This is a genomic window from Stenotrophomonas sp. SMYL86 (assembly GCF_036320025.1).
Lineage (GTDB): Bacteria > Pseudomonadota > Gammaproteobacteria > Xanthomonadales > Xanthomonadaceae > Stenotrophomonas > Stenotrophomonas maltophilia_A.
The window spans coordinates 134,434-158,610 of sequence record NZ_JAWIRU010000005.1 but is presented as its reverse complement, the minus strand read 5'-3'; the positions used below and the strand labels follow the sequence as shown (position 1 = coordinate 158,610).

At 67.8% G+C, this 24,177-nt stretch carries 26 protein-coding genes; 13 read left to right on the top strand and 13 right to left on the bottom strand.

What is annotated here, in order from left to right:
* Positions 1–43: 43 nt before the first annotated feature.
* From V3B64_RS08205 to V3B64_RS08190, 4 genes are all read right to left on the bottom strand, one after another.
* Positions 44–1,390 carry an AcvB/VirJ family lysyl-phosphatidylglycerol hydrolase gene (locus tag V3B64_RS08205; RefSeq protein WP_275943022.1) on the bottom strand — a complete coding sequence of 449 codons (1,347 nt, stop codon included), beginning with the start codon at positions 1,388–1,390 and terminating at the stop codon, positions 44–46.
* A gap of 78 nt (positions 1,391–1,468) precedes the next feature.
* Entirely contained in the window at positions 1,469–2,086 is a 618-nt protein-coding gene (locus V3B64_RS08200; RefSeq protein WP_032130397.1) for a DUF998 domain-containing protein, read from the bottom strand.
* The gene (locus V3B64_RS08195) at positions 2,083–2,256 is read right to left on the bottom strand and encodes an oxidoreductase-like domain-containing protein (RefSeq protein ID WP_049398321.1); all 174 of its coding nucleotides are present in this window, start codon (positions 2,254–2,256) and stop codon (positions 2,083–2,085) included. Before V3B64_RS08195 ends, V3B64_RS08200 begins: the two co-directional genes overlap by 4 nt.
* Before the next feature lie 50 nt (positions 2,257–2,306).
* A complete protein-coding gene (locus V3B64_RS08190) occupies positions 2,307–2,909 on the bottom strand; it encodes a hypothetical protein (RefSeq protein ID WP_164081437.1) in 603 nt (200 codons plus the stop codon).
* 228 nt (positions 2,910–3,137) lie between these two features.
* Between V3B64_RS08190 and V3B64_RS08185 the strand changes: the two genes are divergently transcribed.
* Positions 3,138–4,292 carry a tetratricopeptide repeat protein gene (locus V3B64_RS08185; protein WP_329913925.1) on the top strand — a complete coding sequence of 385 codons (1,155 nt, stop codon included), beginning with the start codon at positions 3,138–3,140 and terminating at the stop codon, positions 4,290–4,292.
* A gap of 6 nt (positions 4,293–4,298) precedes the next feature.
* Here the strand turns inward: V3B64_RS08185 and V3B64_RS08180 are convergent, their stop codons facing one another.
* Complete coding sequence (locus tag V3B64_RS08180; protein ID WP_010482882.1) at positions 4,299–4,634, bottom strand: zinc ribbon domain-containing protein YjdM; 336 nt, start codon at positions 4,632–4,634, stop codon at positions 4,299–4,301.
* Positions 4,635–4,825: 191 nt separating this feature from the next.
* Here V3B64_RS08180 and V3B64_RS08175 point away from each other — a divergent pair, with 191 nt between their 5' ends.
* The 3 genes from V3B64_RS08175 (at position 4,826) to V3B64_RS08165 (ending at position 6,904) form a co-directional block, all read left to right on the top strand.
* Entirely contained in the window at positions 4,826–6,187 is a 1,362-nt protein-coding gene (locus V3B64_RS08175) for an Hsp70 family protein (protein ID WP_032129362.1), read from the top strand.
* 229 nt (positions 6,188–6,416) lie between these two features.
* On the top strand, positions 6,417–6,710 hold the full coding sequence (locus V3B64_RS08170) for a YkgJ family cysteine cluster protein (RefSeq protein ID WP_053462562.1): 294 nt from the start codon (positions 6,417–6,419) through the stop codon (positions 6,708–6,710).
* Between the two features lie 11 nt (positions 6,711–6,721).
* Positions 6,722–6,904: a hypothetical protein gene (locus tag V3B64_RS08165; protein WP_005410566.1), complete on the top strand. Its 183-nt coding sequence runs from the start codon at positions 6,722–6,724 to the stop codon at positions 6,902–6,904.
* Positions 6,905–6,953: 49 nt separating this feature from the next.
* Here V3B64_RS08165 and V3B64_RS08160 read toward each other — a convergent pair whose 3' ends face one another.
* The 3 genes from V3B64_RS08160 to V3B64_RS08150 are packed head-to-tail and all read right to left on the bottom strand — an operon-like array spanning position 6,954 to position 8,954.
* A complete protein-coding gene (locus V3B64_RS08160) occupies positions 6,954–7,835 on the bottom strand; it encodes a DUF4097 family beta strand repeat-containing protein (protein ID WP_032129361.1) in 882 nt (293 codons plus the stop codon).
* Between the two features lie 10 nt (positions 7,836–7,845).
* Complete coding sequence (locus V3B64_RS08155; protein WP_329913924.1) at positions 7,846–8,379, bottom strand: hypothetical protein; 534 nt, start codon at positions 8,377–8,379, stop codon at positions 7,846–7,848.
* The gene (locus V3B64_RS08150) at positions 8,376–8,954 is read right to left on the bottom strand and encodes an RNA polymerase sigma factor (RefSeq protein ID WP_032129359.1); all 579 of its coding nucleotides are present in this window, start codon (positions 8,952–8,954) and stop codon (positions 8,376–8,378) included. The genes V3B64_RS08155 and V3B64_RS08150 overlap by 4 nt, the downstream gene beginning before the upstream one ends.
* A 126-nt stretch (positions 8,955–9,080) precedes the next feature.
* On the opposite strand from V3B64_RS08150, the gene V3B64_RS08145 reads away from it, so the two are divergent.
* Positions 9,081–9,260 carry a hypothetical protein gene (locus V3B64_RS08145; protein WP_049398314.1) on the top strand — a complete coding sequence of 60 codons (180 nt, stop codon included), beginning with the start codon at positions 9,081–9,083 and terminating at the stop codon, positions 9,258–9,260.
* A gap of 35 nt (positions 9,261–9,295) precedes the next feature.
* Positions 9,296–9,889: a mechanosensitive ion channel family protein gene (locus V3B64_RS08140; RefSeq protein WP_080291803.1), complete on the top strand. Its 594-nt coding sequence runs from the start codon at positions 9,296–9,298 to the stop codon at positions 9,887–9,889.
* 637 nt (positions 9,890–10,526) lie between these two features.
* On the opposite strand, the gene V3B64_RS08135 is transcribed toward V3B64_RS08140, so the two are convergent.
* Together V3B64_RS08135 and V3B64_RS08130 are read right to left on the bottom strand one after the other, a co-directional pair.
* Positions 10,527–10,793, bottom strand: coding sequence for a DksA/TraR family C4-type zinc finger protein (locus V3B64_RS08135; protein ID WP_032129365.1), 267 nt, complete (start codon positions 10,791–10,793; stop codon positions 10,527–10,529).
* Between the two features lie 160 nt (positions 10,794–10,953).
* A complete protein-coding gene (locus tag V3B64_RS08130; RefSeq protein WP_182266502.1) occupies positions 10,954–11,511 on the bottom strand; it encodes a DUF2058 domain-containing protein in 558 nt (185 codons plus the stop codon).
* A 62-nt stretch (positions 11,512–11,573) separates the two neighbouring features.
* Here V3B64_RS08130 and V3B64_RS08125 point away from each other — a divergent pair, with 62 nt between their 5' ends.
* From V3B64_RS08125 to V3B64_RS08115, 3 genes are all read left to right on the top strand, one after another.
* A complete protein-coding gene (locus V3B64_RS08125) occupies positions 11,574–12,074 on the top strand; it encodes a M48 family metallopeptidase (protein WP_005414217.1) in 501 nt (166 codons plus the stop codon).
* A 47-nt stretch (positions 12,075–12,121) separates the two neighbouring features.
* A complete protein-coding gene (locus V3B64_RS08120; RefSeq protein ID WP_154353117.1) occupies positions 12,122–12,820 on the top strand; it encodes an RNA pseudouridine synthase in 699 nt (232 codons plus the stop codon).
* A gap of 93 nt (positions 12,821–12,913) precedes the next feature.
* Positions 12,914–14,479, top strand: coding sequence for a phospholipase D family protein (locus V3B64_RS08115; RefSeq protein WP_329913923.1), 1,566 nt, complete (start codon positions 12,914–12,916; stop codon positions 14,477–14,479).
* 3 nt (positions 14,480–14,482) lie between these two features.
* Here V3B64_RS08115 and V3B64_RS08110 read toward each other — a convergent pair whose 3' ends face one another.
* Positions 14,483–15,559 carry an HDOD domain-containing protein gene (locus V3B64_RS08110; RefSeq protein WP_032129353.1) on the bottom strand — a complete coding sequence of 359 codons (1,077 nt, stop codon included), beginning with the start codon at positions 15,557–15,559 and terminating at the stop codon, positions 14,483–14,485.
* A 278-nt stretch (positions 15,560–15,837) separates the two neighbouring features.
* Here V3B64_RS08110 and V3B64_RS08105 point away from each other — a divergent pair, with 278 nt between their 5' ends.
* Positions 15,838–16,935: a Glu/Leu/Phe/Val dehydrogenase dimerization domain-containing protein gene (locus V3B64_RS08105; RefSeq protein ID WP_010482852.1), complete on the top strand. Its 1,098-nt coding sequence runs from the start codon at positions 15,838–15,840 to the stop codon at positions 16,933–16,935.
* Between the two features lie 44 nt (positions 16,936–16,979).
* On the opposite strand, the gene V3B64_RS08100 is transcribed toward V3B64_RS08105, so the two are convergent.
* Entirely contained in the window at positions 16,980–19,820 is a 2,841-nt protein-coding gene (locus tag V3B64_RS08100) for an autotransporter serine protease (RefSeq protein ID WP_329913922.1), read from the bottom strand.
* A gap of 183 nt (positions 19,821–20,003) precedes the next feature.
* Here V3B64_RS08100 and V3B64_RS08095 point away from each other — a divergent pair, with 183 nt between their 5' ends.
* The 3 genes from V3B64_RS08095 (at position 20,004) to V3B64_RS08085 (ending at position 22,213) form a co-directional block, all read left to right on the top strand.
* Positions 20,004–21,179 (top strand): thiolase family protein, encoded by a 1,176-nt coding sequence (locus V3B64_RS08095; RefSeq protein ID WP_010482849.1) that lies wholly within the window; start codon positions 20,004–20,006, stop codon positions 21,177–21,179.
* A gap of 124 nt (positions 21,180–21,303) precedes the next feature.
* Positions 21,304–21,645 (top strand): hypothetical protein, encoded by a 342-nt coding sequence (locus tag V3B64_RS08090; RefSeq protein ID WP_004153024.1) that lies wholly within the window; start codon positions 21,304–21,306, stop codon positions 21,643–21,645.
* Positions 21,646–21,802: 157 nt separating this feature from the next.
* Positions 21,803–22,213: a hypothetical protein gene (locus tag V3B64_RS08085; protein WP_014647982.1), complete on the top strand. Its 411-nt coding sequence runs from the start codon at positions 21,803–21,805 to the stop codon at positions 22,211–22,213.
* Positions 22,214–22,521: 308 nt separating this feature from the next.
* On the opposite strand, the gene V3B64_RS08080 is transcribed toward V3B64_RS08085, so the two are convergent.
* The gene (locus tag V3B64_RS08080) at positions 22,522–24,159 is read right to left on the bottom strand and encodes an acyl-CoA dehydrogenase family protein (protein ID WP_121504605.1); all 1,638 of its coding nucleotides are present in this window, start codon (positions 24,157–24,159) and stop codon (positions 22,522–22,524) included.
* Between the last annotated feature and the right edge of the window lie 18 nt (positions 24,160–24,177).

Sequence of the window (24,177 nt, the reverse complement as noted above, 5' to 3'; positions counted from 1 at the left end):
GCCTTCAGCCCCGGCGCCGACCAAGGTCGGCGTCTACCAAACGCTACACCCCGCCCTTCAGGATCACTTCGGCGAGGCGGTCGTAATCGCCACCGAAATGGTGATCGCCCGGCAGCTTCACCTTCCTCACGCCGTCATTGGCCGGCAGATCCGGGCACAGCGCGTCCTCATCCTTGTCGCCGTACACGCACAGCGTTTTTTCCGCCGGCAGCCTGGCCACTTCCGGTGCGATCGGCAGGCCGTCGCCGCCACCGCCCAGCCAGTTGCTGACATGGAATTCGAAGTCGGCCTTCCTGCCCACCGACAGCAGCACGATGCGCTCCAGCGCCTCACGGGTGCCGACGTCGAGCTGGTTGATGGTGGCCGGCAGCACGTCGGCGCCCTGCGAGAAACCGATCAACATCACCTTGTCGCGGTGCCATTGCTGGCGGTAGTGGTCGATGATCTTCTGCAGGTCGCCCGCAAAGCCCTTCGGTGTGCGCTCGCTCCAGAAGTAGCGCAGCGAATCGATGCCGACGACCGCCACGCCATGCTCGTTGAGTGACGACGCCACGTTCTTGTCCAGGCCAGCCCAGCCACCGTCACCGGAGACGAACACCGCCAGCGTATCGCCGCTGCCGGTCGCCGGCATTTCCACCACGGGCAGGCCCTTCAGTGCAGCAGGCGGCGGTGCCAGGCTGACGCCGGCCTGCGCGCCGATCACCCGTGCCGCAGCCACCAGGCCCGGTGACGCATCACCGCGCGCGGTGCGCTTGAACTCGCGTGCCATCGCGACCTGCTGCACGAACGCGCTGGCCTGGCCGACCTTGCAGCCGCGGTCACCGGCCGCGCTCAACCACGGAAAATTCAGTTCGGCCGGCTGCAGCCTGTCGTGCTTCACACCATCGCCGCAGACCATGCGCTGGTGGTTGTGGTCCGGGCAGAAGCCGGTGGTCAGTACACCGGCGAACACCTGGGTATCGGCCTGCGCTGCCAGCGAATAGGCCATCTCGGCACCTTCGCCATCACCGCCGACCAGCGGCAGGTGGTAGCCGGGCAGATGCAGCGAGGCCTGCAGCCAACGTGAGAAATTCTCGACGTCACCGGAACCGAACGAACAGGTCGGGTCCCCCTCGCGCTTGAGCACACCGCGCAGGTGCGCAATGTCCACTGCCGCGACCAGCGCGCCATCGGCACGCAGGGCCTCGATCGGCAGGCGGCTGGTGTCACCACCGGCCGTGGGTTCGTGGAACCAGATCACCACCCGTTGCGGCGTGCCGGATGGCATGTGCACCGGAATCTGCTCGAACCGCCCATGGCTGAACTGCTGCGGGGTCACGGCCGCCGTTGCCGGCAGCGCGGCCAGCGCCAGTACCACACCCATTGCCCTGCCCAGCCCTGCACGCTTCATATCGCATCCCCGATGGAATGCGCACACGATACGCCGCCGCCGCGTGCACGGCACGTACCGGCGCAGGCCGTTGGGGATTCAGTGGGCTGCGGCCCGACGGCTGCGACGGTACAGCGCCATCGCCAGATACAGCAGCCAGCCAACGATCACCGCGATCACCACTTTCTGTCCCAGCCCACGCGGTGGACCACCACGCCACAGCACATGCAGCCACAGCAGCACAAAGGCCAGCCATGCCCAGCCCCAGAGCAGGCCCGCAGCGGACTGCCAACCCGGTTCGCGGCGCAGATACCAGGCCTGCAGCAGCATGCCGACGCTGGCACACAGGAACGCCGTGTTGGCTGCCAGCCCATGGATGAACGGTGCCAGCAGCGGTGTTGCTTCAGGCAGCCAGCTGTCGCCGATGGCGACCGTCGCCAGGCCCAGCGCGGAAACCGTGAACAGCAATGGTGCGGCCGCACTGCGCCGCGGGCCGATGCTGCCGCGATACAGCGCAATGCCAAGCGCCGCAATGGCCAGCGCCAGCAGGCAGTAGGCAGCGCGCAATGCCAGCCCCCACGGCCCGTGCAGGTACAGGCTCAAGGTCGCCCGCACCCAGTCCAGATCACTGCGCGCAACCTGGGTCCACAGCGCGGTGGCCACGAACAGCACCAGTGCCACCAGCGCCAGCACCGCCGCCGGGCGTGCACGGCTCATGGTGCGGCCTCTGGATGCCGCGTCTTCCACTCGGCCAGCGCCTTGCGGTAGCGCTGCAGCTCATCGGAATACAGGTCCAGCACGCACAGCGGGCAACCACTGCCGCAGCATTCGTTGGGGCCGGGTTCTTCCGGTGGCAGCGGGCGGGGATCGGGATCAGGGACGGACACGGTCGGAAACGGCAATCATTGGAAACAGGTCACCAGTGTACCGGGCCGGCTCAAACGCCCAGCTGACGTCGCAGGTTGTCACGGGCGGCCGCGTCCAGGCGCTGGTGGAAGAACCCGCTGAGGAAGATCCGCGGAGCGCGCAGCAGGCCCTGCAGGAAGCGGCGACGGCCGGCACGGTACAGGAAGCCCGGCACCACCCCTTTGTATTCTTCGGCCACGCCACGGTCATAGGCAGCGAACACCGGTTCCGGCGCGGCCAGGATCGCCATGTCGCAGTCCAGGAACAGCGCCGCCTCGGCATCCACATCCTCCGGACCAAGCGCGCCGTGGCGGGCGGTCAGCAGGATCAATTGCTCCACGCGAGCGGCGTCGACAGTGGCAAGCTCTGGCGCCTGTGTGATCGCCTGCAAAGCCAGCTGCGCCGAACGCGCCTCGTTGTCCTTGCGCCCCGCCTGGTAGATCGCATCGTGATAGAGCACGGCCAGATAGATCTCGGCCGGCTGCTTCCAGCCGGGGCCGTCGGCGACCTCCTGGCAATGCTGCAGCACCGCGCGCACATGGCCGAAGTGGTGGTAGGCCCGTGGCGGCGTTGCATAGCTGTCCTGCAGCGCCTGCCACTGCGCCGGGGCAAGCGTCAGCGGTGAGAAGTCCATGACCGGATCATCCCGCCTGCGCCGGCGCCGGGCAAGCTGGCGGTTTTTTCACCACGCACTCACAACGCTTGCCGGGCGGGGCCCGGAGCCAGTTGTCCACAGCTTTGTCGAGCGCTGGTCCACACCGGTTGTGGATGAACGCGGCGCCGACCAACGGTCGCTGCAGCCGGACATCCATGGGCATACACTCGCCACAGGCGGGAGCGCCCGCCGCTGCCGGGAACCGTCATGTACCGTTCTGCCGCCCATTGCCTCACTCTTTCGCTGCTGGCCTTCTGTGCTCCTGCCTTCGGCGCAGGCCAGACACCGCCCGCCGATGTGGTGACGACCCCGACCATCACCGTGTCGGCCGCACGTGTGCCGACCCCGGAAGAAGTGTTCGCCATTCCCGCGGACCTGCGCGCGATGCTCCAGAAGCAGGTGATCCAGCGCAGCTACTCCCGCGACCAGCGGCTGCAGGCGCTCGTGGAGATGATCTTCGACCAGCACGGGCTGGACCTGCAGTACGACGCCAATGCGACCTACACCGTCAGCGATATCTGGCAGCACCGCCGCGCCAACTGCCTGGCCTTCACCCTGCTGTTCGTGACGCTTGCGCGGGAGGCTGGCATCCAGGCCCGCGTGCAGGAAGTCGGGCAGGTGGTGTCCTGGTACCAGGACCAGGACGCGGGCGTGGTCTACAGCGTCGGCCACGTCAACGCCGGTGTCGACGTCGGTGGGCGTTTCGGTACCGTCGATCTGGATCGCAATGTGCTCTATGACCGCCGCGGCCCGGTTCCCGTCAGCCGTGCGCGGGCGTTGGCGCACTTCTACAACAACCGGGGTGCGGAGCGCCTCGCCGACGGTGATTTCGTCGGCGCGCGTGCATTCTTCGACGCGTCCCTGGCTCAGGACAGCGGGTTCGCTCCGGTGTGGAACAACCTCGGCGTGCTCGACCACCGCGAAGGCAACAACGAGGCGGCGCGGCAGGCGCTGGACCGATCGCTGCAGCTGGAAGGCCGCCAGGATGCCGCACTGACCAATGCCTCCGCGCTGTTCCGCAGCCTGGGCTTGACCGCGCAGGCGCAGTCACTTGAGCGCCGGTTGAAGTCGGTGCAGCGCGAAGACCCGTTCGCGCAGTACATGTTCGGCGCCAAGGCCGAACGTGCCGGCCAGCTGGACCAGGCGATCCGCTATTACCGGCAGGCCGTTCGCCTGTATGACACCGCGCATCAGTTCCACTTCGGGCTGGCACGCGTCTATTTCCTGGCTGGCCAGCTCAAGCGCGCCGATCGCGAACTGCTGCGTGCGCAGGAACTGGGGGGCGCGCCGGAGCAGGCGCGCTACCAGGCCAAGCTGGACAGCCTGGCCCGCTGGCGCGCGCAGCAGCAGGCCAAGCGCTGAAGGCGATCAGGCCTTCTTGAGGAAGCAGGTCTTCAGGACCAGGCCCTTGATCTTGTCCGAGTTGCCTTCGATGTGCTCGGCGTCATCCTCGACCAGGCGGATGTTGCGGATCACGGTGCCCTGCTTGAGCGGGATCGAGGAGCCTTTGACCTTCAGGTCCTTGATCACGGTGACGGTGTCGCCGGCCTGCAGGGTGTTGCCGTTGCTGTCACGCACGACCAGGGTGGAACCGGCGCTTTCCTCGGCGGTCCATTCGAAACCGCAGTCGGCGCAGATCCACAGCGCACCATCGGCGTAGGTGTTTTCCAGGGTGCACTGCGGGCAGGCGGGGGCAGAAGACATCAGCAAGTACCTCAAAGTGAATCAACAGCCGCCATTGTAACCGCCTGGCTCCCTGCCCTTTTCCGGCCAGCGCCCGGCGGCTCGCATGACCCGATCCGGAACCCCCACCCAGAACAGAAGGCCGCAGGAACTTGCAGTCGGCGACGAACTGCAGCAGAGTGCGCGGCCCCTGATCGCCCCCGGAACTCCCCATGCGCCTCGGCATCGACTTCGGTACCAGCAACTCCGCCGCCGCCATCGTGCATGAGGGGAAACTGCTGCCGATCCGCTTCGGCGACGCCGAGCAGTTCCGCACCAGCGTGTACTTCCCTGGCGTGGTGCCCGACCCGGACGACTTCCAGCTCGACGCCGGCCAGGAACACGAGCTGCAGCAGATGATCGACAGCGCCGCGCGCGCGGCCCGCGCCGCCGGCCAGGAACGCACGCCGCAGGCGCTGCGCCGCGAAGCCCTGCGCGCACTGCGCCGGGAATGGATGGAAGCCCGCGCCGGCAAGGAGCGCAGCGCCAGCGACCTGCTGCAGAACGCGGTCTACGGCGACGACGCGCTGGAAGCCTATTTCGAGGAACACGAAGGCAACCTGGTGCAGAGCCCGAAGTCGATGCTGGGCTACAACCTGCACCCGCGCGCGAAGCAGACCATCACCGGCATCGCCGCGCACATCCTCGAGCACATCCGCCTGACCGCCAGCGCCCAGCTTGGCCAGCCGCTGCGTGCCGCCCTGCTCGGCCGCCCGGTGCAGTTCCGCAGCTCGATCGGCGCGGCCGGCAACGATCAGGCACTGGACATCCTGCGCGAAGCCGCCACCCAGGCCGGTTTCGACCAGATCGATTTCCTCGAGGAACCGGCCGCGGCGGCCATGCATTACCACGCCGAAAGCCGCGAGCGGCACCAGGCGGTGATCGTTGACATCGGCGGCGGTACCACCGATATCGCCCACGCCGAGGTTGGTGGCGATGCTGCGCCGCGCATCCACCGCGCCTGGGGTATCGCCCGTGGCGGTACCGACATCGATCTGGCGCTGAGCCTGTCCAGCTACATGCCGCTGTTCGGCCGCGGCATCACCCGCGTGCCCGCCCACCACTACGTGGAAGCCGCCACCGTGCAGGACATGACGCGCCAGCGCGACTTCCGCCAGCACAAATACGACCATGTCGACGAACCGTGGGGCGCGCGCCTGCAGGCCCTGCAGGACACCGGCAACACCGCCCGCCTGTACCGCGATGTCGAACGCGCCAAGATTGCCCTCAGCGCCGCCAGCGAACACCGCAGCACGCTGGACTACATCGCCCGCGACCTGCATGCCGACAGCAGCGCCGACGGCCTGGCCGCCGCCGCCCATGGCTACCTGGAGCAGATCCGCGAGCTGCTGGCCCAGGTCCGCAGCGACATCGGCGGCGACCCGGACGCGGTGTTCCTGACCGGTGGCATGTCCCGTGCCGGCTACCTGCGCCAGGCCGTGGCCGAGGCCTTCCCGGGGGCCCGCATGGTCCACGGCGAGCCCTCGCTGGGCGTGGTCCAGGGCCTTGCGCTGGCGGCAGCCAGCCAGGATTAACAAAACGTTACGCGGTCTAAGTTACTCTTGGTCGGCTAGAACCACGCTGCACCTTCCGCCGGCCACGCCGGTGTGTGTCCACAGTGCAGCCTGGCCCGCCCCGCGGGCCTAGCGGCCATGCCTTCCTGGCTCGTTCATGGTCCGCGCAGCACCTGAGCCGCCATCGAGACCCGCTTTGGGCACCCGCCAGGCCCCTGTGGCCTTACAACCTGACGCAGCACCTGCACCCATCGACTGCCGCCGTTGTGACGCGGTCTGTTGCCGGCTGCCCGTGCTGCTGCAGCCCGGCGACCACGTGCCCGGCCAGTTCCTGTCACGCGACACCCACGGCCGTGCCGTGATGGCGCGCAACGAGGAAGGCTGGTGCGCGGCGATCGATCCCTATCACCTGCGCTGCACGATCTATTCGCAGCGCCCGGCGATCTGCCGCCAGTTTTCGATGGGCGGCGATGACTGCCGCCGCGAGCGGCAGGACTACCTGCGCCAGGCCGATGCCTGGGCGCTTTCCTCCCCTTCCACCTGACAGGAGCAACCATGCCCCGCAAGGCAAAGACCCCCGCGAAGGCCAGCAACAGCATCCGCAGCGAACGCAAGGGCGCGGCCGCCAGCACTGTGGTCAGCAGCGATTCGATCGCTTCGGACCTGGCAGCGTTCCGCAAGGCCGGTGGCAAGATCGAAGTCCTCGGCACCACCTGGGCGCTGAAGAAAGCCAGCTGACCCAGTATCGACCGCGGCGGCGCTGCCGCCGCGGCCTGCCGGATCGCGTTCAGCGGTCCAGGCGTACCCGCACACTGCCCGAATGCGACTGGATGCGGATGTCACCATCACCGCCGCCCAGACGCGTATCGAGGTGGCTGCCCGGCCCATAGCGCGGCCGCTCCACCTGCCCGGCATCGCTGTTGATCGATCCGCTGAAGCTGTTCACCGACAGCTGTGCCGACACCGTGCGCGGCAGGCTCAGCGTGACCGAGGCACTGACCGATTCGACGTTGATGCGGCCGCCAGGAGCCAACCCGGCCGCTGCCAGATCGATGCTGCCCGAGACGGTCTCCACCGCCAGCCGCTGCACGCGCCCGGCATCCACCTCGACCCGACCGGACACCGTCTGCGCACCGATATCACCAGACACGCCGCCGCCGGCCTCGATCCGGCCACTGACCGTGTTCACGTCCAGCTTCGGCGTCTGCAGGCGTGCGCTGACGCTGCCACTGACCGTGTTGAGCTTGCTGTCGCCACTGCGGCCAGCCGCGCTCAGGCTGCCGCTGACCGTGTCGGCCTGCAGCCGTCGCACATCGATGCCACTGATGTCCTGGCTGGCGCTGACCGTGCTCAGCAGCAGCTCCACCGAGCGCGGCACGTTCAGTACCAGCGTCGCGCCACCATTGCTGCTGCGGCGCGGGTATTCGATCTCCCAGCGCACACGGTTGGCACTTTTCTCCTGACGCAGCTGCAGGCCGTCGCTGAGCGTGCCGGTGAGCTGCACGTCATTGCGGTCCCAGCCACGCACGGTCACCTTGCCGGCCACATTGCTCAGCTCGATGCGACCGCCCGCGGCCAGGGTGTGGCGCTCGTCGATGCGGGTGTCGGCCAGCGCCACGGCAGGGGCCAGCAGCAGCGCGACACAGCAGGAAATCAGGGTTCGGGTCATGGGGGTCTCCTCAGGTCGTCAAGCCGGACTCGGCGGCATAGGCCGCCTGCCGGGTCAGTTCCAGCCGCAGCGCGTAGGTGCGCTTGAGCTGGCCAAGCAGGTGCGGCGCACGCGGGTCCTGCGCCAAGGCGGCACGGATCTGCGCTGCGCTTTCATCCAGTTCGTGCAGCGCCGGCTGCCATTCCGGCGCCCGTCCATCGGGCAGCGAAGCGACGGCCTGCTGGTACTGCTCGGTCATCGCCGCCGCCTGCAGCTGCAGGGTAGACGGCACCGGCGCGTCCGGCTGCGCATGCCGCCACGGTGCCACCGCGTACAGCGCAAGACTGGCTGCCAGTGCAGCCCCCACCGGCAGCCACCAGCGGCGCCGCGAGCGGATCGGCAGGGCCACCACGTTGTCGCCCGGCGCAGGTGCCGCCTGCGGTTCACGCGGCGGCAGCTGCGCCGACAGGCGTGCCCAGCCATCGGTGGGTACGCCGCGTTCGGTCGGCAGCGCGCGCAGCCAGGCCAGCAGATCGTGGTCGGAATCGTGGTCGTGTGTACTCATGTCATGTCTCCCAGCCGTGCGCGCAACAGGCCGCGCGCACGATGCAACTGTGCCTTGGAACTGCCGACGGCCATCTGCAGCTGTTCGGCGATTTCCTGGTGTTTCCAGCCTTCGATGTCGTGCAGTACCAGTACCGCACGTGCCCGTGGCGGCAGTGTCGACAGTGCCCGTTCGAGGTCGCGTTCGGTGCCGGCGCAACGATCGTGCACTGCCAGCTCCTGCAACCCTCCGTCCACTTCGTCGAGGCTGTCATGATCCTGCCCGCCCGCACGTCCGCGCAGCTCCATCAGTGCCGCGTTGACGCCCAGCCGGTGCAGCCAGGTCGACAGGCTGCTCTCGAAACGGAAGCCCGGCAGCGCCTTCCACGCCTGCAGGAACGCTTCCTGCAGCGCGTCCTCGGCGCGTGCCTGCTGGCCGCCACACAACCGCCACAGCACAGCGAATACACGGGGCGCGTGGCGCCGGTACAGCAGTTCATAGGCAGCGGTGTCACCGGCGGCCGCCGCCCGCACCAGGGCGGGTTCATCGACGGCGTCGTTGGCGGCAGGCGGCGCGGGCATGGTGGTGTCGAGCATATCGCTTGGATGCGGCGACCCGGGAAAAGGTTTAGAGCCGATCGATGATCGATGGCATGCAACCTTTTGGGTGGCTGCTGCATCCATGAAAGGTCCTTCGCGAAATTGCCGTCCAGGAGTCCTGCCATGTCCAGCCCATCCTGCGCCGCCCTGCTGGTGATCACCGCCTGTGTCCTGCTGCAGGCGCTGGGCCTGTCACTGCAGCTGCGTCCCGACAATGGCCGCGCCTGCCTGCAGCAGCACCGCCAGGAGCTGGTGTGCGTGGCCTGGAACCCGGCGGTCGAATCCCCCGCACGCGCCGGGTAACATCAGGGGCCGTTCCCGCCGCCTGTTTTCGCCCCATGATGTTGTCGCTGAAGGATCACCTGCCCGCCTGGACCCACCCGTGGTTGAACTACGCTGGCGTCGCCCTGCAGATCGTACTGGTGCTGCTGGTCGCATGGCTCCTGCGCGTGCTCGCCCGTCGACTGATCCGCCGCTTTGCCGAGCACTACACGCTGCCGCCGGAAATGGTGATGGGCGCGCGCCGGATCACCAGTTTCGTGGTCTATTTCAGTGCCCTGCTGTACATCCTCAGCCTGCTCGGCGCGAAGCCGTCGGTGCTGTGGACCGCGTTCACCGGCTTTGCAGCCGTGGGCGCGGTGGCCTTCTTCGCGGCGTGGAGCGTGCTGTCCAACATCTTCTGCACGCTGCTGATCTTCACCACCCGCCCGTTCCGCCTGCACGACTACATCGAGGTGCTGGAAAACGGCGAGAAGCCTGGCCTGAAGGGCCGGGTGATCGACGTGAACCTGATCTACACCACGCTGCAGGAAACCGGCGACGGCCACGAGGGCACGGTGCTGCAGCTGCCGAACAACCTGTTCTTCCAGCGCACGGTGCGCCGCTGGCGCGACCCGGCGCAGGCCCCCGGCGGCATCCAGGGCGACGGCTGAGGGTGGTTTTCGGCAGGGCTGCGCCCTGCACCCGCTATGAGCTGGAGCAACAGCACCAGCAACAGCAAAGGCGAAAACAAAAGCCGGCATTCCGTGGGTTGGCGGGATGGATCCGGTGGCGGGAGACGCCGTAAACCCGTCCATGGGGGCTTGGCCGCGGCATCCATGCCGCGGACACTCCCGCCACCGGACCCACCCCGCCTTCGACAGATTTCCGCGAGCTGTTGGAACGACGCATTGCCCTGGTGGGTGTCGACCTGGGTCGACACGGTAGATCCACGCCATGCGTGGATGACTCATTCGATATCTGACAGATGTGTCGACCAAAGTCGACGCCTACCAACAGCCGCGGAAATCTGTCAGAGGCGGGACGGTGTGGGTAGGCAGGACCGTTGGCGCCATGGATGGCGCCATCGAGCCCCCATGGGTGAGGGCGCTTTGCTTGCGAAGCACTGCTTCGCAAGCGCCCGAACGCCCAGCCGCCAGCGGCTGGGCCGGACCCCGGAGGGGGGTTTACGGCGTGTCCTGCCTACCCACACCGTCCCTCCTACCTACGGAATGCCCGCTTTTGACGTTGAAGTTGCCTTGGCTTGAAGGCTTCGGCAGGTGCAGGGCTGCAAGCCCTGCCGAACAACCTTTACCTCAACTGGCTGTCCTTGCTGCCACGCCGGTTGTAGCCGGCATGCGCCTGCGCTTCGTCGTCATGCGCCTGCTGGCACGCCACGCACAGCCGTACCCCGGGCACGGCCTGGCGCCGCGCCAACGGGATCGGCGCGTCGCATTCCTCACAATGTTCCAGACCAGGACCCTCGCGCAGCTGGCGCCGCGCGCGGGCGATCGCATCGTCGACGGTGGCGTCGATCTGGTCCTGGACCGCGCCGTCTCCCGCCCAACCGGTGGCCATGGCCATCCTCCGCAGGTGTGTCGCCTGATATGGGGACGATACGCCGCGCAGTAAACGGTAGCGCCGAGCCATGACCGGCGGGCCTTCAGCAAGCTGAGCAGAAGGCAGACGGGCCGGAGCAGGCCATTTGCGGCTTAATCCCCTCCGTCCCCTTTTTGGCTTACCAGACCAGGTCGTCCGGCACCTGGAACTGCGCGTAGTAGGCGTCGTCCTCGGCATTGCCGGTGGAGATCTCGGCGGTCGAGCCCGGCTGGCCGTGGTCGACGATGATCGCCTCCGGGGCGCGTTCACGCACTTTTTCGGCAGCGGCACGCGGCAGCAGGGCGTAACCGTCGCCGAGGGCAACGATGACCAGCACACCCACCGACAGCGCCTTGCGTAGCTTGGGGTCGATCAGCAGGGTGCGGATCGCCGCGCCATCGCTGAAACGGTACTCGTCGTCGCCCTTGTGGGGCACGGCATGGGCCGTGATGATCTGCCGGGCCTGGGCCTTCTGTTCAGCCTGCCTGGCCTGGGCATTGCGCTCGGCGGCCAGTGCGCGGTCGCGCTCGACCTTCTCGGCGCGGGCCCGTTCAGCCTCGCGCTGGACATCGGCCGAGGTCGATTCGGCCTTGCCCTGCCGGGCCTTGGCCTGCGCGCTCGCGGCAGCGCTGGCCTGCGACTTCTTGGCCAGGCCGGCCTTGAGCAATTGTTCCTGCAGCGCGTTGGGCTTTGCCATGGTCGATGCGTACCGCGTGTAATCTTGGATGCCCCATTCTACCGACGCCCCGCCGCCCCTGCATGGCAGTCCTGAAGTACCTCACCGGCTATCCCGAACCCCTGGTCGCCCAGGTCAGTGAACTACTGGCGCAGGGCAAGCTCGGCCCCTGGCTGCAGCAGCGCTATCCCGATCCGCACGAGGTGCGCAGCGACCGCCAGCTGTACGACTACACGCAGGAGCTGAAGGACCGCTACCTGCGCAAGTCGGTGCCGCTCAACAAGGTCTGCTACGACAACACGCTGGAAGTGATCAAGCATGCGCTGGGCACCCATACCGCCATCTCCCGCGTGCACGGCGGTCGCCTCAAGGCCAGCCGCGAGATCCGCATCGCCACCGTGTTCCGCCAGGCACCAGCGGCGTTCCTGCGCATGATCGTGGTGCATGAACTGGCCCACCTGAAGGAAGCCGATCACAACAAGGCCTTCTACCAGCTGTGCCAGCACATGGAGCCGGAGTACCTGCAGCTGGAGTTCGATACCCGCCTGTACCTGACCGAGCTGGCCAACCGCGGCCAGCGCTGACCGGCCGCAGCGGCTACACTGCGCGCCCCCTGCCTGACCTTTCCGCCATGGAACCGATCCGTCTCGACAAACGCCTGTCCGCCCTGCTCGGCATCCCGCGCGGCGAAGCGCGGCGCTACATCGAAGGCGGCTGGGTCACGGTCAATGGCGACGTGGTGGAACAGCCGCAGCGCCCGGTCGATGACAGCGCGGTGATCGTCGTGGCCGAGCAGGCCAGCGATGAAAAGGCCGAGCGGGTCAGCATGCTGCTGCACAAGCCGGCAGGCGTTGCCGCTGAAACCCTGTGTGCGCTGGTCAGCAGTGACAGCCGCAGCGAACTTGATGCCAGCGACATCCGTCCGCTTCAGCGTCACTTCCACGGCCTGCAGCTGGCCGCCTCGCTTCCGGCCAGCGACAGCGGCCTGGTGGTGGTCAGCCAGGACCCGGCCACGCTGGCCCATCTGCAGCGCAATCTGGGCCGCACCGAACAGGAATACCTGATCGAAGTGGCCGAAGGCGGTCCCGAGCGCGGCCCGTGGCTGATGGCGCGGCTGCAGCAGGAATCGGGCGGCGCCAAGGTCAGCTGGCAGAGCGAGCAGCGCCTGCGCTTCGCCGGCAAGGGCCTGACGGCCAAGGGCCTGCGCGTGGCGGTCACCGCTGCCGGCCTGCAGGTCGCGGCCGTGCGTCGGCTGCGGATTGGCCGCGTGGCACTGGGACCGCTGCCTGCGGGGCAGTGGCGTTACCTGGGCAGCGACGAGCGCTTCTGACCGCGAAGTCCCTGCCATCCACGCATGGCGTGGATCTACTGCAGCGGGTCTATTGGCTTTCATCCACGCACGGCGTGGATCTACCATCGGGGCATGAGCCTGCCCAAGCCCCTGTGGCGACGCCTGCTGCGCGTCGCTGCGATCATTCTCGCCGCGCTGTTGCTGCTGGTCCTGTCCGGGCTGCTGCTGGCCGACCACCTCACCCCGCAGGCACAGGGCGCACCTTCGCATGTGCTGCCACTGCAGCCGGCGCAGACCCGCATCGACCAGCAGATCGTGCCGCTGCAGGACGCACGCCCCGGGCAGTCCGGCGTGGCGTTCCTCAGTGATGGCATGGATGCCTTCGCCGCGCGCGCGATGATCACCGCGCACGCAGGCCGCAGCCTGGACCTGCAGTACTACATCTGGCACGACGACCTGATCGGCCATCTGATGGCCAAGGCGCTGTACGACGCCGCCGAGCGCGGCGTGCGCGTGCGCATCCTGCTTGACGACATGAACGCCAAGGACAAGGACGCGTTGATGATGGCACTCGATGCGCATCCGAACATCGAGATCCGCCTGTACAACCCGTTCCGCAACCGCAGCGGCATCGCGCGCACGCTGGAGCTGGTGCAACGCGCTTTCAGCGTCAACCACCGCATGCACAACAAGAGCTGGATCGCCGACGGCCGCATCGCGATCGTCGGTGGCCGCAACATCGGCGAGGAATACTTCAGCGCGCGCGACGATGTGAACTTCCAGGACCTGGACCTGGTGGTGGCCGGCCCCGCCGTGCAGCAGGCCAACCAGATCTTCGACGACTACTGGAACAGCAGCACGGCGATCCCGATTTCCGCACTGGCCTCGTATACCGATGCACAGTTGCAGCAGCTGGTACGGCAGTCGGACCTGGATGCCATGCATGCCAAGGCACAGCCCTACCTGCAACGCGTGGCCGAGTCGCGCGCGCTGCAGCGGCCCAGCCCGGAACCGCTGCACTGGAGCGCGAACGTGCGCATCGCTTCCGATCCGCCGATGAAGCACCGCGATGACGATCGCCGCGGCTGGCTGGTCAGCCGTCTCAGCGACGAGTTGCGCAGCACGCGGCGCAGTGCGCTGTTGATCTCGCCCTACTTCGTGCCCGGCAACGATGGGGTCGAGGCGCTGTCGGCGCTGGCCGCACGCGGCGCGCAGGTGGGCGTGGTGACCAACTCACTGGCCGCCAACGATGTGGCAGCGGTACACGGCGGCTACATGGGCTACCGGGTGCCGCTGCTGAGGGCCGGCGTGCAGCTGTACGAACTGAAGGCACACGGCCAGCTGGATGCCAGCCTGTTCGGCAGCAGCGGCGCCAGCCTGCACACCAAGGCATTCGTGGTCGATGACCGCCGCGGTTTCGTCGGTTCGTTCAACCTCGACCCGCGTTCGGCCTACCTCAATACCGAAATGGGCGTGCTGTTCGATGACCCGGCGCTCGGTGCACAGCTGCGCGACGAGTACCTGCGCCTGGCCGGCCCGGAGCACAGCTGGTGGCTGGCGCTGGGGCGCGATGATGACCTGCGCTGGCTGGAGCGGCAGCCACCGCCGCACTGGGTGGAGGCCGAACCCGGTGCCAGCCTGGGCAAGCGCTGGACCGCGCGGGTGATCAGCTGGCTGCCGGTGGAATCGCAGCTGTAGCGCTCAGGGCGCAGGACCCGCCTCTTCCTGTCCGGCGTCATCCCGTGTTTCCACGCTGCGCCCATGCAGGCGCCGCCAGATCCAGCGCAGCGCATGCGGCGGCGCCGAAGGCAACTGTTCAAGCAGGGCCAGCATGCGGCTCTGGCTGGCATGTCCGTGCCGGCAAAGCAGGCTGGCCGCTGCGGCCGCGCTGGCCAGGCGCAGGCTGTCGGCCAGCGGGCCATCCGCCTCGGGCGCCAGCGCCTGGTGCACCGGCTCTGGCAGCTCCCAGGCCGCAGCCACGCGTTGCGCCAACGGCAGTGACCACTGCTGGAGCAGCTGCAGCGCCAGCGCCGGCTCCACCGTTTCATCGCGTGCCTGCGCTTCCTGCAGCAGCTGGCGCATCACCAGCGCGGCCCCCAGCCCCTGTACCAGGCCCAGCCACTGGGCGGCGAAGGCATCGCCGAAAGTGACCGTGCGCGCGTGGTCAGCGGCTGCGCGCGAGGCCAGCAGTGCGTGCTCCCAGATGATCGTGCTGAACTGCGGAAACACCTCGCACTGCACCTGCATCACCGGCTGCACCAGAACTGCGCTGATGATCTGTCGCACGCCTTCGGTACCGACCAGCGTCACCGCCCGCTGCAGGCTTTCCACCGGGCGCTCGTGCACCTTGTAGGCCGGGCTGTTGGCGATGCGCAGCAGGTTGCCGGTCAGCACCGGGTCCTGGCCGATGATCGCCGCCATCACCCGCGCCGACGCAGCATCGTCGTTGACCGTCTGGATCAGCTGCGGCAGCAGTTGCGGGCGGCGCGGCAGCTGACGGGCCGCCCAGTCCCGGTCCTGCAGCGCGCGCGCCACCGCCTCGCCCAACCCCGCGGCCTGCACCGCCGTGGATTCACCGGCCAGGCGCGGGTACAGGGCCAGTGCATGCAGGCCACGCTGCAGATGTGCAGCGATCTCGGCCGAGGGCAGAGCCTCGCCCTGCAGGCTGGCCGCAGCCGCCGCCACCGCCTGCCGCGACGCCGCCGCCAACCGGGACGGTGCCGTCCCGGTCGAGCGCGCCAGCCAGCCACGCAGTGATCGCCACCAGGCCGGCGTCATCGCCGCCCGCCCTGTCGTTGTGGTGCCCTTGCCGTCACTGACCGCCCTGCCTCTTCACGCGAATCCGGCCACCCGCCGTCGTCGCAGCATCGGCCGAACTTTCATCTTCTTTAACCGGAAGGCCACCGATGTCGACGGCACCGGCCGGGGGAATGGACTAGAATGGCGCCGCGCGACCCGTCCCCCTGCACCGACGACGTCGCTTTTTTTGTTTTGGGACCCTACCGTTCACTGGCCGTTCGCTGCAGTTCGCCGCTGATCGCGCCATCGGAGACGCCATGCTATTCGAAACCCTCGCCACCACCGGCCACGAACAGGTGGTGTTCTGCCACAACCACGACGCCGGCCTGAAGGCGATCATCGCCATCCACAACACCACCCTCGGCCCGGCCCTGGGTGGCGTGCGCATGCGCCCCTACGCCAGCACCGACGAGGCGCTGGCCGATGCGCTGCGGCTGAGCCGGACGATGACCTACAAGAATGCACTGGCCGGCCTCAACGTGGGTGGCGGCAAGGCGGTGATCATCGGCGACCCCAAAGTGGACAAGACCGAGGTGCTGTTCCGTGCCTTCGGCCGCTATGTCGATTCGCTGGGCGGGCGCTACATCACCGCCGAGGACGTCGGAACCGACGTCAACGACATGGAGAACATCTACCTGGAAAGCCAGTTCGTGACCGGCGTGCACCAGGTCCATGGTGGCTCCGGCGATCCCGCCCCGTTCACCGCCTACGGTGCGCTGCAGGCACTGATGGCGTCGATGCGTTTCAAGTTCGGCCATGAGGAAGTGGGCAAGACCAGCATCGCCGTGCAGGGCCTGGGCCACATCGGCATGGAACTGGTGAAACTGCTGCGCGACCGCGGTGCCAAGCTGTACGTCACCGACCTGGACAGCGCGCTGGTTGATCGCGCGGTCAGCGATTTCGGCGCCGAAGCGGTCAAACCGGATGAGATCCACGAGGTGAACGCCGACGTGTTCGCACCGTGCGCGCTGGAAGGTGCGATCAACGCCGACACGCTGCCGCGGATCAAGGCGAAGATCATCTGCGGCACCGCCAACAACCAGCTGTCGAGCCTGGAAATCGGCGACGAGCTGCATGCGCGCGGCATCCTGTATGCGCCGGACTATGCAGTCAACGCCGGTGGCGTGATGAACGTGTCGCTGGAGATCGACGGTTACAACCGCGAACGCGCAATGCGCCTGATCCGCAGCATCTACCACAACCTCACCCGCATCTTCGAACTGTCTCAGCGCGAGAACATCGCGCCGCAGCGTGCCGCCGACCGCATCGCCGAAAGCCGCATCCTGTCGATCGGCAAGCTGAAGATGCCGCTGGGCCGCAGCACCCCGCGCCTGGGCAACCTGCGCGGCGGTTGAACCTGCCGATGTCGCGCCGGGCATGACCCGGCGCGAGCCGTCCTTCAGAAGCCGGTGCTGTAGCGCAAGGCGGCCTGCCGCGCACCTTCGCCACCAACGCGCTGGTCGAAGCCCAGGCTCAGGCGCCCATTGCGGCCCCACCACGATTCCAGCGCCACGCCGATCAGCGCACTGCCGCGCGGCGCGTTCCAGCCCGCCAACGGCGCCCAGGCATCCACGCCGACGAAGCTGGCCTGCCAGTCCGCATCCGCACCATCAAGCCGTTGCTGCCATTCGGCATGCCCACGCAGCGTCCAACGCCCCCAGCCGCGCTCGCCGCGGATACCGGCCAGCATCTGGCTGCGCTGCACGCGGTTGGCATCGCCCCGCAGGCCGAAACCAAAGCCGCCGAGTTCATTGAAGGCGTCGGTCTCCACACGCGTGGTGCTGGCGCCGACGTAGGGCGTCATCGATGCGCCCGCACGCCCCAGCCGGTACCCGCCCTCCACGCTGGCACTGCTGAAACGGCCGCCGTACCGCGCGGAGACGCCATAGGCACCCGCACCGAGCAGCAGCTGACGATCCAGCGCGCGGGTGAACTGACCGCTGCCCACCTGGGCCAACGCATAGCCACGCCCCAGATTCCAGCCGGCGTACAGCTGCGCCTGCGCCTGGCGATCACGCCCACGATCGCCGCCGAAACTGCTGCCACCAGTGCTGCGGGTCTCACCAAACGCCACGCCCATCAGGCCGTTGCTGCCCAGTGGCAGATCCTGGCCGGCCATCCAGCCCCGGCTGTCGGCAGCGTTGCCGGCAAAGCTGCCCTGCCCCGCCTCACCCAGCGCGCTCTGCCAGCTCCCGCGCAGGCGCGGTGCGGCCTGTACACGATCAAAGCGCTCGGCGATCGCACGCCGCGACATGTCGATACTGTCGAAGGTCGCTGCTTCGGCTCGCGCATGCGCTTGACCGGACAGGCTCTGCAGGCTGGCGGCCAGGCCCTGCGGGCCACCGCCGGTCCACTGCAGGGCACCGGCCGCTGCACCAAAGGCCGATCCCTGCAGGCCTGTGTTTTTGTCCAGCGCTGCGAATGCACCTTCCAGGCGCTGTGCTGCCGCCTGGGCGGACGCCCCCAGCCCGCTGGCCGCTGCGGTGACGCTGACCTGGGTCAGGTTCAACCACGCGTTGTTGCTGTCATAGCCATAACTGCTCTGCAGCAATGACAGCCCCTGCAGGCCACTGGAGGTAGCCGGCGTACTGAAGGTGCCGCTGAGTCCGCCTGCCGCATGGATCAGGTCCTGCCGGCTGCCGTTCTGTGGCACGTAGCCGGAAACGAAGCCATGCACGCGCACACCACCGTCGATCGCGGCATTGCCGGTGACCTGCAACGCATTGGCGCCCAGTGCGATCATCAACTGTGCGCCGGCCTGCTGGGTGTAGTTGCCCTCGATGGTGCCGGTGGTGTTGCCGGTGGTGAGGAATACGCTGCTGCCGTTGACCACATTGCCGATCACGCGGGGCGTGCCGCCATTGAACTGCAGGCCGGTCGAATCCGGATCGGACTGGCCGAGGATGGTCACGTTGGAACGGATCACGCCACCGTTCTGCAGCGACAGGATGCCGCGTTCGATGCGGGTTGCACCGGTGTAGCTGTTGTTGCCGGCCAGCACCAGGGTGCCCCCGCCCTGCTTGACCAGCCCGCCGCTGCCGACGATATCGTTGCGCCACGCCGAGCCGGTCGAGGCCAGATCCACGTTGGCGACCACATCACCCCAGTCGAAACGACCCGGACCGTTGATCGCACGACCGATGTCGAGCAGGCCGTAGCCGAACACCGGATCCACGCCCGGCGCACCGATGTCCTTGGCGGTACCCAGCAGGGTCTGCCGCACCAGATCGTTGCTGAAGTACGGGAAGCGCTCCCAGACCAACGCCGCCGCACCGGAAATCAAGGGCGCCGCGAATGACGTGCCGTAGTTCCAGTAGTAGCTGCCACCGTTGGCATCGGGGTAGACCGCGCTGCCGGGCGCCGCCAGGCAGTAGCGGGCCGCCTGGCCACAGGCATTGGCATAGCTGGCCAGCGTACCGGGCGCATACGGATCCACGGCGGTGGCCACCAGCCAGCCGCGCTCCAGGTCGGCAGCCGGCAGCGTGCCGGCCACGCCCTGCTGGCTGGGCAGTGCGGCCAGGCTGCTCGGCTCGCTGCGGCCATCATTGCCCGCGGCGAACACCACCAGCCCGCCATGGTTGATCACGAAGGGGCGATATTCGGCGGCCACCTGCGCGGTGGTCGGTAGATCGGTCCAGTACAGGCCGCCCCACGAATTGTTCATCACCTTCACGTTGTAGCTGATCAGGTCCTGGTGGACCTGGGCCACGCCCAGCGGGCCGCTGAAGGAATTGCCCTTGCCGCTGCCGTCATCGACGGGCGGCTTGTCGGCAATGATCCGTGCCGACACGATCTGCGCCTTTGGCGCGATGCCACCCGGCCAGGAACCCGTTGCCGCGCCGGCGGCGAGGCTGGCCACGGCGGTGCCGTGGCCGACCACATCATCGACACCCAGATTGTTCCTGGCCGGATCGATGTAGTTGAGGTTGGCCAGCACCCGGCCATTCAACGCCACCGCATTGCGCTGCACGCCGGAGTCGACGATGCCGATGCGCACGTTCTGGCCGGTCAGGCCGGCAGCCTGTGCGGCGCGCGCATTGGTGACTGACAGATGCGCGTCGAAGGCCGGCTCCTGCGGTTTGACCGGGGGCGGCGTCGTCGGTGGCGGGGTAGTCGGTGGCGGTGGCGGCGGCGGGGTATCGATGCGCACGTTGCCGCCCCCGCCACCTCCACCACAGGCCGTCAGCGCTACCGCCAGCGCGGTTCCCAGGACAGACCTCACCATCATCGTGCGTTCCATCGATTCCTTCCCATGAACGTTGTCCTGCCTTCATCCCGGCAGGCGTGCGGCCGCGCCCAGCGGCGGCCCTCCCCGACCCTCTATACTTGGGTCGACCCCCACGCAGTCTGCCGGGAAACCGGGGCACATCCAACGGCCCCCGGTCTCCTTTCCGAACATTGCTTACGCATCAACGAGATTGCCATGTCCAACATCGTCATCGCCGCCGCCAAGCGCACCGCCATCGGCTCCTTCCTCGGCCAGTTCAACGGCGTGCCGACCCCGACCCTCGGCGCCGCCGCCATCGCAGCCGCCCTGGAACAGTCGGGCATCCCGGCCAGCGACGTTTCCGAAGTCCTCATGGGCTGCGTGCTGCCGGCCAACCTCGGCCAGGCGCCCGCCCGCCAGGCGGCGATCGCTGCCGGCATCCCGCTGTCGACCGGTGCCACCACGCTGAACAAGGTGTGCGGCTCGGGCATGAAGACCATCATGCTCGGTCATGACCTGATCAAGGCCGGTTCGGCCAGCATCGTTGTCGCCGGCGGCATGGAATCGATGTCCAACGCGCCGCACATGCTGCCGAACTCGCGCACCGGCAACCGCTTCGGCAACTTCCAGGCGGTCGATCACATGGCCCACGATGGCCTGGTCAACGCTTATGACGGCAAGGCGATGGGTGAATTCGCCGAATGCGCCGTGGACAAATACCAGTTCAGCCGCGAAGAGCAGGACGCCTACGCCATCGAATCGGTCAAGCGCGCGCAGGCGGCGCAGGCCAACGGTGCGTTCGCCGATGAAATCGTCGCGGTGAAGGTCGCCACCCGCAAGGGCGAGGTCGAGGTCACCACCGACGAGCAGCCGGGCCGCTCGGACATCGCCAAGATCCCGACCCTGCGCCCGGCCTTCAAGAAGGACGGCAGCGTCACCGCCGCCAGTTCCTCCAGCATCTCCGACGGCGCTGCTGCAGTGGTCCTGCTGACCGAGGAAGATGCAGCCGCTCGCGGCATCACCCCGCTGGCCCGCATCGTCGGCCACGCGACCCATTCGCAGGAACCGGAGTGGTTCACCACCGCCCCGATCGGCGCGCTGCACAAACTGCTGGACAAGACCGGCTGGTCGCTGGACCAGGTCGATCTGTTCGAGATCAATGAAGCCTTCGCCGTGGTGGCGATGGCGCCGATGCGCGAACTGGGCATTCCGCACGACAAGCTCAACGTGAATGGTGGCGCCTGCGCGCTGGGCCATCCGATCGGTGCCTCCGGTGCACGCCTGGTGGTGACCTTGGTCAACGCCCTGCGCACGCGCGGTGGCAAGCGCGGCATTGCCACCCTGTGCATCGGCGGCGGCGAAGCAACGGCTATCGCCATCGAATTGATTTAAATGGGTTTAACGATGATTTCGCAAAAATGAATGCGGGATCGCTTGACACCCAATCTTGGCTTGTCATCATGTTGTCGGCGCGCAGCATGCGCGTTGCCTAATTCTAACGACGAGGATTCACACAATGAGCATCAACAAGCTGCTGGTCGCGATGTCCCTGGCTCTGGCCCTGGCCGCCTGCTCGAAGCAGGAAGCTGCCCAGGACGCCGCTGCTTCGGCCAACGAAGCCGCCACCGAAGCCCAGGCTGCTGCCGACCAGGCCGCCGCTGCTGGCGCCCAGACCGCCGACGCTGCCCAGCAGGCCGCTGACACCGCCGCCACCGCTGCTGACGCTTCGGTTGACGCTGCTGCCCAGGCTGGCGCTGCTGCCACCGACGCCGCTGCCGGCGCCGCTGCTGACGCTGCCAAGGCTGCTGAAGGCACCGCTGAGAAGGCCAAGGACGCTGCTGAAGAAGCCAAGAAGTAATAACTTCTTTCTTCACGCTGTTCTGGAAAAGCCGCTGGTTCGCCAGCGGCTTTTCCTTTTTTCGAATGCGCACGACTGAGCCGCTGCATCGCGACCCCGTCTTCACAACGGCATGAATAGGCTGGCGTCCCCATCCATTGCAGTACCGGAGACCGCCATGAAGATTCGTCCGATCACCACCACCCTGCTGGCCGCCTCCCTGCTGCTGGCCCTGGCCGCCTGCAAGGGCCCGGAAGCCGAACAGGCCAAGCAGGACGCACAGCAGGCTGCCGACAGCGCAGGCGCTGCCGCCCGTGACGCCGTGGACAAGGCCGCCGAAGCCACCCGCGACGCCGCCGACAAGACCGCTGCCGCGTCCGAGCAGGCCGCCGCCGATACCCAGCAGGCGCTGGACAAGGCTGCAGACGCCACCGCCAACGCCGCCGACAAGGCCAAGGACGCCGCAACCGATGCCGCCGCACATGCCAGCGACGCCACTGCGAACGCCGCACAGAAGGTCGCCGACAAGGCCCGCGATGTCGCCAATGACGCCAAGGCCAACGCCGCCAAGGAAGAAGCCAAGCACTAACGGTTCGTTCGCCGGGCATGGCCCGGCGCTACCGACCAGCCGAGCATCGGCTCGGCTGCACAGGAAAAGCCGCGGCACTGCCGCGGCTTTTCTGCTTTTCGCTCTCTGCTCTTTCTGTTGATTCCGTGGTGGACGCGTACGGAAAGTGTCCACGGACGCGCGGGTAGGTTGCGCAGGGGCGTAAGCGCCATGGATGGCGCGCCCGAGCTTACATGGACGTACTTGCAGCGCCCCCTGCGCGATCTACCCGCGCGGCCCACCCATCAGTATCAGCGCCCACCACGAGGGGCTCCGCCGTTGGCCGCCTCCTACGGCAGCGCGCGCGCCAGCATCGCCGTCAGCTCCACCCCCGCCGGCAGCGTCCCGAACGCCAGCCCGTGCTCCCCTTCCAGCCGGCTACGCACGAATGCCTCCGCCATCGGGCTGCGCGCACGCAGCAGCAGCGCCGCCTGCAGCAGCAGCGCAGTGCGCTCGCAGAACAGCCGCGCCTGCGCTTCCTCCGGTGGCGGTGCCGCTGCCCAACGCTGCAATGCCGCTGCATAGCGCCCATCACGGTCAGCCACCGATGCCAGCTCACCGCGCAGCGCCGCCATCGCCTCCGGTTCACGCGCCAGCGCACGCAGCACATCCAGGCACTGGATGTTGCCGCTGCCCTCCCAGATCGAATTCAACGGTGCCTGCCGGTACAGGCGCGGCAGCATCGACTCCTCCACGTAGCCCGCACCGCCCAGGCATTCCTGCGCTTCATTGACGAAGGCCGGCGCGCGCTTGCACAGCCAGTACTTGCCCAGCGCCGTCCCCAACCGCGCCATCGCGGCTTCATTGGCATCCACACCAGCGCGATCCACCGCGCGTGCGATCCGCATCGCCAACACCGTGGCCGCTTCCGACTCCAGCGCCAGATCAGCCAGCACGTTGGTCATCAGCGGGTGCTCGACCAGCAGCTTGCCGAAGGTACGTCGATGACGTGCGTGGTGCAGCGCCTGCGCCAGGGCCATGCGCATCTCCGCCGCTGCACCCAGCATGCAGTCCAGGCGGGTCATCATCACCATGCCGATGATGGTGGCCACGCCGCGCCCCTCTTCGCCCACGCGCCATACCTGTGCGCCGCAGAACTCGACCTCACTGGAAGCGTTGGCCCAATCGCCGAGCTTGTCCTTCAGCCGCATCAACCGGAACGCATTGCGGTCACCATCGGCCAGCCGGCGCGGCATCAGCAGGCAGGTCAGGCCTCCCGGCGCCTGCGCCAGCACCAGGAAGCCATCGCACATCGGTGCGGAAAAGAACCACTTGTGGCCGACCAGACGGTAACGCTCGCCATCGATCGGTTCGGCGCGCGTACTGTTGGCACGGACATCCGAGCCGCCCTGCTTCTCGGTCATGCCCATGCCCAGGGTGATGCCGGCCTTGTCCGCCACCGGCACGTCGCGCGGGTCATAGACCGGCGCAGCGGCCTTGCGCGCCCACTCGGCCAGATGCGGCTGCGAATGCAGTACCGCCACTGCCGCATGGGTCATGGTCAACGGGCAGCTGGTGCCCGCCTCGGCCTGGTGATGCAGGTAGCTCAACACCGCTCGTGCCACGTGCGCGCCGGGCTGCGGCTCATGCCAGGACAATCCAGCGACGCCGTGCGATTTTGCCGTGTCCATCAACTGGTGATAGGCCGGATGGAACTCCACGGTGTCGATGCGATGGCCCTGTGCATCATGCGTGCGCAGCCGCGGACGATCACGGTTGGCATCGAAGCCCAGCCGGTACAGTTCATCACCGGCGAGTGCACCATAGACACCCAGTCGCGGCGCGAAGCTGGCGGCGCCTTCGCGCTGTACGGCCTCCATCAGCGCCACGTCGTCAGTCCACAACTGTCGCCCTGCGAACGGCGGCGGCTGGTTCAACACCACATGGGTTTCATACGGTGCGTTGCTGCTGAAGCTGGGTCCACTCATCCGGTCCATCCTGGCGGC